The sequence below is a fragment of the Streptomyces sp. NPDC045022 genome (assembly GCF_056432605.1).
This window is the reverse complement of sequence record NZ_JBWKIR010000058.1, coordinates 1-13,327: the sequence shown is the minus strand read 5'-3', so window position 1 is coordinate 13,327 and position 13,327 is coordinate 1. Positions and strand designations below refer to the sequence as shown.

Genomic DNA, 13,327 nt, shown 5'->3' with positions numbered 1-13,327 from the left:
GCCGTCGCCGTCAGCGGCGGCTCCGGCGCCCGGCTGCGCGAGCGTCTGGCGCCCTCGCTGCCCGGGGCGACCTGGTACGAGGTGGGCGGCGGCACCCTGGACGACGCGGTCCGGCTGGCCGGCGAGATGAAGTCCGGCCGCTACGACGCGGTGGTGGGCCTCGGCGGCGGCAAGATCATCGACTGCGCGAAGTTCGCCGCGGCGCGCATCGGCCTGCCCCTGGTCGCCGTACCCACGAACCTGGCGCACGACGGCCTGTGCTCACCGGTCGCCACCCTGGACAACGACGCCGGCCGCGGCTCCTACGGCGTGCCGAACCCGATCGCGGCCGTGATCGACCTGGACGTGATCCGCGAGGCCCCGGCCCGTTTCGTGCGGGCCGGCATCGGCGACGCGGTGTCCAACATCAACGCGATCGCGGACTGGGAGCTGGCCAACCGGGTCAACGGAGAGCAGATCGACGGTCTGGCCGCCGCGATGGCCCGGCAGGCCGGCGAGGCGGTGCTGCGGCACCCCGGCGGCATCGGGGACAACACCTTCCTCCAGGTGCTCGCCGAGGCGCTGGTCCTCACCGGCGTCGCGATGTCGATCTCCGGCGACTCCCGGCCGGCCTCGGGTTCCTGCCACGAGATCAACCACGCCTTCGACCTGCTCTTTCCCAAGCGCGCCGCCGCCCACGGCGAGCAGTGCGGGCTCGGTGCCGCCTTCGCGATGTACCTGCGCGGAGCGCACGAGGAGTCGGCGTACATGGCCGAGGTGCTGCGCCGGCACGGGCTGCCGGTGCTGCCGGAGGAGATCGGTTTCACCGTGGACGAGTTCGTCCGCGCCGTGGAGTTCGCCCCGGAGACCCGGCCCGGCCGCTACACGATCCTCGAACACCTCGACCTCAAGACGAACCAGATCAAGGACATCTACGCCGACTATGTCAAGGCCATCGGTAGCTGAACTCCGTCCGGTCGTCCACCCCGCCGGGGTGAAGGACCGGCGCAACGGTGAGCACTGGGCGGGACGCCTCTACATGCGCGAGGTGTCCCTGCGCATCGACCGCTACCTGGTGAACACCAGGGTCACGCCCAACCAGCTCACGTACCTGATGACCGTCTGCGGTGTGCTCGCGGCCCCGGCCCTGCTGGTGCCGGGAATCGCGGGCGCCGTGCTCGGTGTGGTCGCCACCCAGCTGTACCTGCTGCTGGACTGCGTCGACGGCGAGATCGCCCGCTGGAGGAAGCAGTACTCGCTCGGCGGGGTCTACCTGGACCGCGTCGGCGCCTACCTCACCGACGCGGCCGTCCTGGTCGGCCTCGGCCTGCGCGCCGCCGACCTGTGGGGCAGTGGCCGTATCGACTGGCTGTGGGCCTTCCTCGGCACCCTGGCCGCGCTCGGCGCGATCCTGATCAAGGCCGAGACCGACCTGGTCGGTGTCGCCCGCCACCAGGCCGGGATGCCGCCGGTGAAGGACGCCGCCGCCGTCGCGGAGCCGCGCTCGTCCGGCATGGCGCTGGCCCGCCGGGCCGCCTCGGCGCTGAAGTTCCACCGGCTGATCCTCGGTATCGAGGCCTCGCTGCTGATCGTGGTCCTCGCGATCCTGGACCAGGTCCGCGGCGACCTGTTCTTCACCCGGCTCGGTACGGCCGTCCTGGCCGGCATCGCCCTGCTGCAGACCGTGCTGCACCTGGTGTCCATCCTGGCGTCGAGCAGGCTGCGGTGAACGGCATGAAGGTCGGCGCCGTCATCATCACCATGGGCAACCGGCCCGAGGAACTGCGGGCCCTGCTCGACTCCGTCGCCAAGCAGGACGGCGACCCGGTCGAGGTGGTCGTCGTCGGCAACGGCTCGCCCGTCCCCGACGTGCCCGACGGCGTGCGGACCATGGAACTGCCCGAGAACCTGGGGATCCCCGGCGGCCGCAACGTCGGCATGGAGGCCTTCGGCCCCAGCGGCCGCGATGTCGACATACTGCTCTTCCTCGACGACGACGGCCTGCTCGCCCGCCATGACACCGCGGAGCTGTGCCGCGAGGCCTTCGCCGCGGACCCCCGGCTCGGCATCATCAGCTTCCGCATCGCCGATCCCGAGACCGGCGAGACCCAGCGCCGGCACGTGCCCCGGCTGCGCGCCTCCGACCCGATGCGCTCCTCCCGGGTCACCACCTTCCTCGGCGGCGCCAACGCCGTCCGCACCCGCGTCTTCGCGGAAGTCGGCGGGCTTCCGGACGCATTCTTCTACGCCCACGAGGAAACCGACCTGGCATGGCGGGCCCTCGACGCGGGCTGGATGATCGACTACCGGTCCGACATGGTGCTGTACCACCCGACGACCGCTCCCTCGCGGCACGCGGTCTACCACCGCATGGTCGCCCGCAACCGGGTCTGGCTGGCCCGCCGCAACCTGCCCGCCCTCCTGGTCCCGGTCTACCTCGGGGTGTGGATGCTGCTCACGCTGCTCCGCCGCCCCTCCCGGCCGGCCCTGCGGGCCTGGTTCGGCGGCTTCAAGGAAGGCTGGGCCACCCCGTGCGGCCCCCGCCGCCCGATGCGCTGGCGTACGGTGTGGCGGCTCACCCGACTGGGCCGGCCTCCCGTCATCTGACAAGCTCGACCCGAGAGGCGGCGAGTGCCGGACAGCTCGTGAAGCACGCGTTCGCCGATGAGGCGGCGCCCAAGCAGACGAACCCGAAGACGAAAGTTTCCACCTGTGAGTGAGACCACGCACGACGGCACGGTCGCGGTGACCGCCGCCCCGTCGCCCGACGAGGGACTGACGGCGGCCGAGCTGGCCGGCAAGTACGGGCTCTCGGTGAGCGGCGCCCGGCCCTCGCTCGTGGAGTACATCCGTCAGCTGTGGGGCCGGCGCCACTTCATCATCGCCTTCTCCCAGGCGAAACTGACCGCGCAGTACAGCCAGGCCAAGCTCGGCCAGCTCTGGCAGGTTGCCACGCCGCTGCTGAACGCGGCCGTGTACTACTTCATCTTCGGCCTGATCCTCAAGGCCAGCCGGGGTATGTCGCAGGACGTGTACATCCCGTTCCTGGTCACCGGGGTCTTCGTGTTCACCTTCACGCAGAGCTCGATCATGACGGGCGTCCGCGCGATCTCCGGCAACCTCGGCCTGGTGCGCGCCCTGCACTTCCCGCGCGCCTCGCTGCCCGTCTCCTTCTCGCTGCAGCAGCTCCAGCAGCTGCTGTTCTCGATGATCGTGCTGTTCCTCGTGGTGATCGGGTTCGGCAGTTACCCGAGCGCGTCCTGGCTGCTGATCGTGCCCGTGCTGGTGCTCCAGTTCCTGTTCAACACGGGGCTCGCGCTGATCCTGGCCCGCATGGGCGCCAAGACGCCGGACCTCGCGCAGCTGATGCCGTTCATCCTGCGCACCTGGATGTACGCCTCCGGCGTCATGTTCTCGATCAACAAGATGCTGGAGGGGCGCCCGGAGTGGATCGTCCGGGTGCTCCAGGTGAACCCCGCCGCGGTCTACATGGACCTGATGCGGTTCGCGCTGATCGACGGGTACGGTGCCTCGAACCTGCCGCCGCACGTGTGGGCCATCGCCCTGTTCTGGGCCGTGGCGGTCTTCGCCGGCGGCTTCGTGTATTTCTGGAAGGCGGAGGAGCGGTACGGCCGTGGCTGAGCAGAGCAACCAGGACCGACGCCCGACGGTCATCGCGGACGAGCTGCACATCGTCTACCGGGTCAACGGTGCCAAGACCGGCAAGGGCAGCGCGACGGCCGCCCTCAGCCGGATCCTGAAGCGGGGCGAGGAGCGCGGGGTGCGCAAGGTACACGCCGTGCGCGGTGTCTCCTTCGTGGCCTACCGCGGCGAGGCCATCGGCCTCATCGGCTCCAACGGGTCCGGCAAGTCCACCCTGCTGCGCGCCATCGCCGGCCTGCTGCCCGCGGAGAAGGGCAAGGTCTACACCGACGGCCAGCCGTCCCTGCTGGGCGTGAACGCGGCCCTGATGAACGACCTCACCGGCGAGCGGAACGTCATTCTGGGCGGTCTCGCCATGGGCATGTCCCGGGAGCAGATCAAGGAGCGCTACGAGGACATCGTCGACTTCTCGGGCATCAACGAGAAGGGCGACTTCATCACCCTGCCGATGCGCACGTACTCCTCGGGTATGGCGGCCCGGCTGCGTTTCTCCATCGCCGCCGCCAAGGATCACGACGTCCTGATGATCGACGAGGCGCTGGCCACCGGTGACCGCAAGTTCCAGAAACGCTCGGAGGAGCGCATCCGGGAACTGCGCAAGGAGGCCGGAACGGTTTTTCTGGTCAGTCACAACAACAAGTCCATCCGCGACACCTGCAACCGCGTGCTGTGGCTGGAACGCGGCGAGCTGCGCATGGACGGACCGACCGAAGAGGTCCTGAAGGAATACGAGAAGTTCACGGGCAAGTAGTGCATTTCGGCCAGGGCCCCGCCGGCAACCGTCCGGCGGGGCCCTGCGTCTGCAAAGGAAACGTCAACTCCGGCCGGTGTTAGGAATCTTGGAGCCGATCGGTGTGTTGTTGTGATGTGCAGGACACCCCGACGATCCTTACCGCGTTGTACAACGTAAGCTGTACCGGCACCGGAAAGCGGCAAGTGGGGCGATAATGCGCGACACCCTCCGTCAGGGCCGCCCCGCGCATTGCCGGGCGGCGTGTCCGAAATAGTGAGTATTGGGTCGGCAGTGTAGAACGGGAGATGTGACGGCAATGGCTACGGAAACTCCCCAGCTCAACGCAGCATGTGCCGTCCCCGCCCCAGGCAGCGCCCGATGACGGCCACCGACACGGCGCCGGACCCGGAACGCGCCACACTGGACAAGGCCGCGAGCGAGAACTTCCCCGTGGCCCCCTTCTTCCTGCCCAGGGCCTGGCGCGACGACCTCATGGCCGTCTACGGCTTCGCCCGGCTCGTGGACGACATCGGCGACGGCGACCTCGCCCCCGGTGGGGCCGACGCCTGTCTGCTCGGCGTGTCGGCCACCGAGGCCGAGGACCGTCTGGTCCTCCTCGACGCCTTCGAGGCAGATCTGCGCCGGGTGTTCGACGGCACCCCGCGCCACCCCCTGCTGCGCCGCCTGCAGTCCACCGTCCGTCGCCGCTCCCTCACCCCCGAGCCGTTCCTCGGTCTGATCGCCGCCAACCGCCAGGACCAGCTCGTCACCCGGTACGAGACCTACGACGACCTCCTCGCCTACTGTGAACTGTCCGCCAACCCCGTCGGCCGCCTCGTCCTCGCCGTCACCGGCACCTCGACCCCCGAGCGGATCCGGCTGTCCGACGCGATCTGCACCGCCCTGCAGATCGTGGAACACCTCCAGGACGTCGCCGAGGACCTCGGCCGCGACCGCATCTATCTGCCTGCCGAGGACATGAAGCGCTTTCACGTCCAGGAAACGGATCTCGCCGCGAAAACCGCGGGCGCATCGGTGCGCGCCCTGGTTGCATACGAGGGACAACGCGCCCGCGATCTGCTGAATGAAGGCGCCCCCCTGGTGGGTAGCGTCCACGGCAGGTTGAAGCTGCTGCTCGCGGGGTTCGTGGCGGGGGGAAGGGCGGCGATCCGGGCGATCGCCGCCGCCGAATACGACGTACTTCCCGGCCCGCCCAAACCCGGCAAGGTCCAGTTGCTGCGTGAGGCGGGCGTGATCCTGCGAGGAGAGGGGTGATCCGGGCCGTGGATTCTCCGCCGCACGTGTCCGCACCGGTACTCGCCGCCTACAGCTACTGCGAGACCGTCACCGGGCAGCAGGCCCGTAACTTCGCCTACGGCATCCGGCTGCTGCCGACGGCCAAGCGCCGCGCCATGTCGGCGCTGTACGCGTTCTCCCGGCGCGTGGACGACATCGGCGACGGCGACCTGGCCGACGAGGTCAAGCTGGCGCGGCTGGCGGACACCCGGGCACTGCTCGCCCGGGTCCGGGAGGGCGAGGTCGAGGAGGACGACACCGACCCGGTGGCCGTCGGCCTCACGCACGCCGCGCGCACCTTCCCGATCCCGCTCGGCGGCCTGGACGAGCTGATCGACGGCGTCCAGATGGACGTGCGCGGGGAGACCTACGAGACCTGGGACGACCTGAAGGTCTACTGCCGGTGCGTCGCAGGTGCCATCGGACGTCTCTCGCTCGGCGTGTTCGGCACCGAACCGGGGGCGCGCGGCTCCGAGCGCGCACCCGAGTACGCCGACACCCTCGGTCTCGCGCTGCAGCTCACCAACATCCTCCGGGACATCCGCGAGGACGCCCAGGACGGCCGTACCTACCTGCCCGCCGACGACCTCGCCAAGTTCGGCTGTTCGGCCGGGTTCGACGGGCCGACCCCGCCGGAGGGCGCCGACTTCCCGGGCCTCGTGCACTTCGAAGTGCGACGGGCCCGGGCTCTTTTCGCCGAGGGCTACCGGCTGCTGCCCATGCTCGACCGGCGCAGCGGCGCGTGCGTGGCCGCCATGGCCGGCATCTACCGCCGGCTGCTGGACCGCATCGAGCGCGACCCGGAGGCCGTGCTGCGCGGCCGGGTCTCACTGCCCGGACGCGAGAAGGCGTACGTCGCCGTGCGGGGCCTGTCCGGCCTGGACACCCGGCATGTCTCCCGCCAGGTCTCCCCCCGCTCCGTCAGGAGGCGCACCTGATGGGCATGTCCCAACCGGTCGGCATGCGGCAGGCAACCCCGCGCCGCGGCGTGGCGTCCCTGACTGCGACGGCCGGGCGTGCACCGTTCAACCAGCACGCCCGGCACGCACGGAAGGACGCACGATGAGCGACGGCTCACGCCCCGCGGGGGCCGACGCCGGCACCCCGCAGGCGGCAGGACGCAGCGCCGTGGTGGTCGGCGGGGGTCTCGCCGGCATCACCGCGGCGCTCGCGCTCGCCGACGCGGGGGTCCGCGTCACCCTGCTCGAGGGCAGACCCCGGCTGGGCGGCCTCGCCTTCTCCTTCCAGCGCGGCGAACTTACCGTCGACAACGGCCAGCACGTGTACCTGCGCTGCTGCTCCGCCTACCGCTGGTTCCTCGACCGGATCGAGGGCGCGGCGCTGGCACCGCTGCAGGACCGCCTGGACGTGCCCGTGGTCGACGTCGCCAAGCCCGAGGGCAGGCGGCTCGGCAGGCTGCGGCGCGACCCGCTGCCCGTCCCCCTCCACCTGGGGCGCAGCCTGGCCTCCTATCCGCACCTCTCGCTCGCCGAGCGGGCCGCGGTCGGGCGGGCCGCGCTCGCGCTCAAGGGGCTCGACATCGCCGATCCGGCCCTGGACGCGCAGGACTTCGGCAGCTGGCTGGCCGCGCACGGCCAGTCGGCGCGTGCCGTCGAAGCCCTGTGGGACCTGGTCGGGGTCGCCACCCTCAACGCGGTCGCGGGCGACGCCTCGCTGGGACTCGCCGCGATGGTGTTCAAGACCGGTCTGCTGTCCGACCCGGGCGCGGCCGACATCGGCTGGGCCCGCGTCCCGCTGGGCGAACTGCACGACCGGCTGGCCCGCAAGGCGCTCGCCTCCGCGGGCGTCCGTACCGAGGTCCGTACACGCGTCACCTCCGTCTCTATCAACGAAAACGGGAGCTGGAGCGTTCAGGTTCCCGGCGAGACCCTCCAGACCGACGCGGTCGTCCTCGCCGTGCCCCAGCGCGAGACCCACGACCTGCTGCCGCCCGGCGCCCTGGACGCCCCGGAAAGGCTGCTGGCGATCGGCACCGCGCCGATCCTCAACATCCATGTCGTCTACGACCGCAAGGTGCTGGCGAAGCCCTTCTTCGCGGCCCTCGGCACCCCCGTGCAGTGGGTCTTCGACCGCACCGACGCCTCCGGGCTGGGCACGGGGCAGTACCTCGCGCTGTCCCAGTCGGCCGCACAGGACGAGATCGACACCCCGGTCGCCGACCTCCGCGAGCGCTACCTGCCCGAGCTGGAACGACTGATGCCGGCCACCCGCGCGGCCGTGGTGCGGGATTTCTTCGTGACCCGGGAGCGTACGGCCACGTTCGCCCCCACCCCCGGCGTCGGGCGGCTGCGGCCCGGCGCCCGCACCAAGGCCCCCGGCCTGTACCTGGCCGGAGCGTGGACCGCCACGGGGTGGCCCGCGACGATGGAGAGTGCGGTCCGCAGTGGAGTGAGCGCGGCGGACGCCGTGCTGAGCGCCCTGGGCCGGCCCCGCCCCCGCCACCTCTTCGAGTTCGAGGAGGCGGCCTGATGCTCGCTCAGGAGCCCGTGGCGGGCCCCCGTACTCCCGGTACCGCAACAAGAGGAGAGACTGTGCCCACTGTGCCCCCGGCCTCGACGCCCGCTCCACGGGCCGCGGTGGACGTGACCGCGCTGCTGGAGCGCGGCCGGACCCTGGCCACACCGGTCCTGCGTGCGGCCGTCGACCGCCTGGCGCCTCCCATGGACACCGTCGCCGCCTACCACTTCGGCTGGATCGACGCCGCGGGCAACCCCGCCGACGGTGACGGCGGCAAGGCCGTGCGCCCCGCGCTCGCCGTGCTCTCCGCCGAGGTCACCGGCGCCACGCCCGAGACCGGGGTCCCCGGTGCCGTCGCCGTCGAACTCGTCCACAACTTCTCGCTGCTGCACGACGACCTGATGGACGGCGACGAGCAGCGCCGGCACCGCGACACCGTCTGGAAGGTGCACGGCCCCGCCCAGGCCATCCTGGTCGGCGACGCCCTGTTCGCCCTCGCCAACGAACTCCTGCTGGAACTGGGCACCGTCGACGCGGGCCGCGCCACCCGCCGGCTGACCGCCGCCTCCCGCGCCCTGATCGACGGTCAGGCGCAGGACATCTCCTACGAGCACCGCGACCGCGTCAGCGTCGAGGAGTGCCTGGAGATGGAGGGCAACAAGACGGGCGCGCTGCTCGCCTGCGCCTCCTCCATCGGCGCGGTGCTCGGCGGCGCGGACGACGCCACCGCCGACGCGCTGGAGAAGTACGGCTACCACCTCGGCCTGGCCTTCCAGGCCGTGGACGACCTCCTCGGTATCTGGGGCGACCCGGAGGCCACCGGCAAGCAGACCTGGAGCGACCTGCGCCAGCGCAAGAAGTCCCTGCCGGTGGTCGCCGCCCTCGCGGCCGGTGGCGCCGCCTCGAAGCAGCTCGCCGAGATCCTCGCCGCCGACGCCAAGAGCAGTGACTTCGAGACCTTCTCCGAGGAGGAGTTCGCGGCCCGCGCCGCCCTCATCGAGAAGGCCGGCGGCCGCGAGTGGACGGCCGGGGAAGCCCGCCGTCAGTACGCCATCGCCCTCGAAGCCCTCGACGCCGTCGACATGCCCGACCGGGTACGGGCCTCCTTCACGGCGCTCGCCGACTTCGTCGTCGTACGAAAGAGATGATCACTATCGGCTCGACGCACCTCGCTTAGTCGCCGGCCGGTGTCCGGGACGCAGGACACCGGCCGACGGCGGACCCACAGCAGCACGACTCGCACGACTGCACGAAGGGGAAGCCATGACAGCGACGACCGACGGAAGCACCGGGGCGACCTTGCCACCCCGCGCTGCCGCGGCCAGCGACACCACCCTCATCACCCCCGGGGCGGCCGGGGTCCAAGAAGCCGCCGCACACGCCGCGAGGCGCGCCACCGACTTCCTGCTCGCCCGGCAGGACGCCCAGGGCTGGTGGAAGGGCGACCTGGAGACGAACGTCACCATGGACGCCGAGGATCTGCTGCTCCGCCAGTTCCTGGGTATCCAGGACGAGGCGACGACCGAGGCCGCCGCCAAGTTCATCCGAGGTGAGCAGCGCGAGGACGGCACCTGGGCCACTTTCTACGGCGGCCCCGGCGAACTGTCCACCACGATCGAGGCGTACGTGGCCCTGCGCCTGGCCGGCGACGCGCCCGGCGCCCCGCACATGGCGCGGGCCTCGGCCTGGGTCCGCGAACGCGGTGGTATCGCCGCCGCCCGCGTCTTCACCCGGATCTGGCTCGCCCTGTTCGGCTGGTGGAAGTGGGAGGACCTGCCCGAACTCCCGCCGGAGCTGATCTACTTCCCCAGCTGGATGCCGCTCAACATCTACGACTTCGGCTGCTGGGCCCGGCAGACCATCGTGCCGCTCACCATCGTCTCGGCCAAGCGCCCGGTCCGCCCGGCGCCCTTCCCGCTGGACGAGCTGCACACCGACCCGGCCCAGCCCAACCCCCCCAAGCCGCTCGCCCCCATGGCCAGTTGGGACGGCGCCTTCCAGCGTCTGGACAAGGCGCTGCACCGACTGCGCAAGGTCGCCCCGCGCCGACTGCGCAAGGCCGCGATGAACTCCGCTGCCCGCTGGATCATCGAGCGACAGGAGAACGACGGCTGCTGGGGCGGCATCCAGCCCCCGGCCGTGTACTCGGTCATCGCCCTGTACCTGCTCGGCTACGACCTCCAGCACCCGGTGATGCGCGAGGGCCTCGCCTCGCTGGACCGTTTCGCCGTCTGGCGGGAGGACGGCGCCCGGATGATCGAGGCCTGCCAGTCCCCGGTCTGGGACACCTGCCTCGCCACCATCGCGCTGGTCGACGCGGGCCTGCCGGTCGACCATCCGCAACTGGTCAAGGCGGCCGACTGGATGCTCGGCGAGGAGATCGTCCGCCCGGGCGACTGGGCCGTCAAGCGGCCCCATCTGCCTCCGGGGGGCTGGGCGTTCGAGTTCCACAACGACAACTACCCGGACATCGACGACACCGCCGAGGTCGCCCTCGCGCTGCGCCGGGTCAGGCACCACGACCCCGAGCGGGTGGACCACGCGATCGGGCGGGCCGTGCGCTGGAACCTCGGTATGCAGTCGAAGAACGGGGCCTGGGGCGCCTTCGACGTCGACAACACCAGCCCGTACCCGAACCGGCTGCCGTTCTGCGACTTCGGCGAGGTCATCGACCCGCCGTCCGCGGACGTCACCGCGCACGTGGTGGAGATGCTCGCCGCCGAGGGCCTGGCCCACGACCCGCGCACCCGGCGCGGTATCGAGTGGCTGCTCGCCGAACAGGAGCCGGACGGCTCGTGGTTCGGCCGCTGGGGCGTCAACTACATCTACGGCACGGGCTCGGTGGTGCCCGCGCTGACCGCGGCCGGCCTGCCCGGCTCCCACCCGGCGATCCGGCGGGCGGTGACCTGGCTGGAGAGCGTCCAGAACGACGACGGCGGCTGGGGCGAGGACCTGCGCTCCTACAAGTACGCCAAGGAGTGGAGCGGCCGCGGCGCCTCCACCGCCTCGCAGACCGCGTGGGCACTCATGGCGCTGCTCGCGGCGGGGGAGAAGGGCTCCAGGACCGTCGAGCGCGGCGTCCAGTGGCTGGCCGACACCCAGCGGGCGGACGGCACCTGGGACGAGCCGTACTTCACCGGCACCGGCTTCCCCTGGGACTTCTCCATCAACTACCACCTCTACCGGCAGGTGTTCCCGCTCACCGCGCTCGGCCGGTACCTGCACGGCGACCCCTTCGAGCGAAACCTGCTGACCCCGGCCGGGAAGGCTTCTTCGCGGGCCAAGGGGAGCTGAATTGAGCACCCAGCCCGCTCCGGTCCCGCTGCTGATCGCCTGCGCGCTCGGCATCGAGCACCTCGCCCTGCGCACCGGCGAGCGCGGCGGTGCCGGCGGGCCGTACACCGTCGTCCGCACGGGCATGGGCCCCCGGGCGGCGGAACGATCCATCACCGGCCGCCTGGCGGCCCCGGCCCTCGCCGAGGCCGCCGTACTGGCCACCGGCTTCTGTGCCGGACTCGCCCCCGGGATGCATCCCGGCGACCTGGTCGTCGCCGACGAGACCCGGGACCCGCACGGGACCGTCCCGTGTGTGGGCACCGATCTGCTGGTCAAGGAACTCGTGCGCATCCTGCCCGGGCGCACGGTCCACACCGGCCCGCTCACCGGCTCCGACCACGTGGTCCGGGGTCCGGAGCGGTCCGATCTGCTCGCGACCGGCTCGATCGCGGTCGACATGGAGTCCGCGGCCACGCTCCTCGCCGCCCGCCGGACGGGCGACCGCCCGGTTGCGGCCGTCCGGGTGGTCGTGGACGCTCCAGAACACGAACTCGTCCGGATTGGGACGGTGCGCGGTGGAATATCAGCTTTCCGTGTTCTTCGCTCCGTTCTTCCTGCATTTTTTGAATGGCACCGTTCTTTGTTGCTCCCCCGGAGGTGAGCCAGATGGCCATGCCGTTGCGTCAGTCCATCAAGGTCGCTACATACCTGGCTGAACAGAAGCTGCGCAGGCGGGACAAGTTCCCGCTCATCGTCGAGCTGGAACCGCTGTTCGCCTGCAATCTCAAGTGCGAGGGCTGCGGCAAGATCCAGCACCCGGCCGGTGTGCTCAAGCAGCGCATGCCGGTCGCCCAGGCCGTGGGCGCGGTGCTGGAGTCCGGTGCGCCGATGGTCTCCATCGCCGGCGGCGAGCCGCTGATGCACCCTCAGATCGACGAGATCGTGCGGCAGTTGGTGGCGAAGAGAAAATTCGTCTTCCTGTGCACCAACGCGATGCTGCTGCGCAAGAAGATCGACAAGTTCAGGCCCTCGCCGTACTTCGCCTTCGCGGTGCACATCGACGGGCTGCGCGAGCGGCACGACGAGTCCGTTGCGAAGGAGGGTGTGTTCGACGAGGCGGTGGAGGCCATCAAGGAGGCCAAGCGGCGCGGCTTCCGGGTGACCACGAACTCGACCTTCTTCAACACCGACACCCCGCAGACCATCATCGAGGTGCTCAACTTCCTCAACGACGACCTCGAGGTCGACGAGATGATGATCTCGCCCGCCTACGCCTATGAGAAGGCACCCGACCAGGAGCACTTCCTCGGTGTCGAGCAGACCCGCGAGCTGTTCAGGAAGGCCTTCGCGGGCGGCAACCGCAGGAAGTGGCGGCTCAACCACTCCCCGCTCTTCCTGGACTTCCTGGAGGGCAAGGTCGACTTCCCGTGCACCGCGTGGGCGATCCCGAACTACTCGCTCTTCGGCTGGCAGCGCCCCTGCTACCTGATGAGCGACGGGTACGTGCCGACGTACCGCGAGCTCATCGAGGAGACCGACTGGGACAAGTACGGTCGCGGCAAGGACCCGCGCTGCGCCAACTGCATGGCGCACTGCGGCTACGAGCCCACCGCCGTCCTCGCCACGATGGGCTCCCTCAAGGAGTCGCTGCGGGCCCTGCGCGAGACCGTATCCGGAAACCGGGAGTGACGCGATGACCGCCGTGCCCTTGGGCGTTCCCGAGGTACCGGCCCGTCCGGTCGCGCCGCGTCGCCGGTCGCGGCAGATCCAGGTCGGGCCGGTGGCGGTCGGGGGCGAAGCGCCGGTGTCGGTGCAGTCGATGACGACGACCCGTACGTCCGATGTCGGTGCCACCCTGCAGCAGATCGCCGAGCTGACGGCGTCCGGCTGCCAGATCGTCCG

Annotated in this window: 14 protein-coding genes; all 14 read left to right on the top strand. The window is 70.9% G+C overall.

Annotated features, from left to right (window positions below):
* Positions 1-945, top strand: a 945-nt coding sequence (locus AC07C1_RS40570) for an iron-containing alcohol dehydrogenase family protein (RefSeq protein ID WP_478947134.1), incomplete at its 5' end; no start/stop codon positions are given.
* Positions 923-1,708, top strand: coding sequence for a CDP-alcohol phosphatidyltransferase family protein (locus AC07C1_RS40565; RefSeq protein WP_478947133.1), 786 nt, complete (start codon positions 923-925; stop codon positions 1,706-1,708). The genes AC07C1_RS40570 and AC07C1_RS40565, both read left to right, overlap by 23 nt.
* Positions 1,709-1,713: 5 nt before the next feature.
* Positions 1,714-2,586, top strand: a complete 873-nt coding sequence (locus AC07C1_RS40560) for a glycosyltransferase family 2 protein (protein WP_478947135.1) — start codon at positions 1,714-1,716, stop codon at positions 2,584-2,586.
* Positions 2,587-2,691: 105 nt separating this feature from the next.
* The gene (locus AC07C1_RS40555) at positions 2,692-3,621 is read left to right on the top strand and encodes an ABC transporter permease (protein ID WP_478947132.1); all 930 of its coding nucleotides are present in this window, start codon (positions 2,692-2,694) and stop codon (positions 3,619-3,621) included.
* Positions 3,614-4,393 carry an ABC transporter ATP-binding protein gene (locus AC07C1_RS40550; RefSeq protein WP_478947131.1) on the top strand — a complete coding sequence of 260 codons (780 nt, stop codon included), beginning with the start codon at positions 3,614-3,616 and terminating at the stop codon, positions 4,391-4,393. The genes AC07C1_RS40555 and AC07C1_RS40550 overlap by 8 nt, the downstream gene beginning before the upstream one ends.
* A 360-nt stretch (positions 4,394-4,753) precedes the next feature.
* The gene (gene hpnC, locus AC07C1_RS40545) at positions 4,754-5,650 is read left to right on the top strand and encodes a squalene synthase HpnC (RefSeq protein WP_478947130.1); all 897 of its coding nucleotides are present in this window, start codon (positions 4,754-4,756) and stop codon (positions 5,648-5,650) included.
* Positions 5,647-6,609, top strand: a complete 963-nt coding sequence (gene hpnD / locus AC07C1_RS40540) for a presqualene diphosphate synthase HpnD (protein ID WP_478947129.1) — start codon at positions 5,647-5,649, stop codon at positions 6,607-6,609. Before hpnC ends, hpnD begins: the two co-directional genes overlap by 4 nt.
* A complete protein-coding gene (locus AC07C1_RS40535; protein ID WP_478947128.1) occupies positions 6,609-6,737 on the top strand; it encodes a DUF6380 family protein in 129 nt (42 codons plus the stop codon). Before hpnD ends, AC07C1_RS40535 begins: the two co-directional genes overlap by 1 nt.
* Positions 6,734-8,161, top strand: coding sequence for a hydroxysqualene dehydroxylase HpnE (hpnE, locus tag AC07C1_RS40530; protein WP_478947127.1), 1,428 nt, complete (start codon positions 6,734-6,736; stop codon positions 8,159-8,161). The genes AC07C1_RS40535 and hpnE overlap by 4 nt, the downstream gene beginning before the upstream one ends.
* Positions 8,161-9,297: a polyprenyl synthetase family protein gene (locus tag AC07C1_RS40525; RefSeq protein ID WP_478947126.1), complete on the top strand. Its 1,137-nt coding sequence runs from the start codon at positions 8,161-8,163 to the stop codon at positions 9,295-9,297. The genes hpnE and AC07C1_RS40525 overlap by 1 nt, the downstream gene beginning before the upstream one ends.
* 115 nt (positions 9,298-9,412) lie before the next feature.
* Positions 9,413-11,443 carry a squalene--hopene cyclase gene (gene shc, locus AC07C1_RS40520; RefSeq protein ID WP_478947125.1) on the top strand — a complete coding sequence of 677 codons (2,031 nt, stop codon included), beginning with the start codon at positions 9,413-9,415 and terminating at the stop codon, positions 11,441-11,443.
* A 1-nt stretch (position 11,444) separates the two neighbouring features.
* A complete protein-coding gene (locus AC07C1_RS40515; RefSeq protein WP_478947124.1) occupies positions 11,445-12,086 on the top strand; it encodes a phosphorylase family protein in 642 nt (213 codons plus the stop codon).
* Positions 12,087-12,091: 5 nt separating this feature from the next.
* Entirely contained in the window at positions 12,092-13,114 is a 1,023-nt protein-coding gene (gene hpnH / locus AC07C1_RS40510; RefSeq protein ID WP_478947123.1) for an adenosyl-hopene transferase HpnH, read from the top strand.
* 4 nt (positions 13,115-13,118) lie between these two features.
* Positions 13,119-13,327, top strand: a 209-nt coding sequence (locus tag AC07C1_RS40505; protein WP_478947122.1) for a flavodoxin-dependent (E)-4-hydroxy-3-methylbut-2-enyl-diphosphate synthase, incomplete at its 3' end; no start/stop codon positions are given.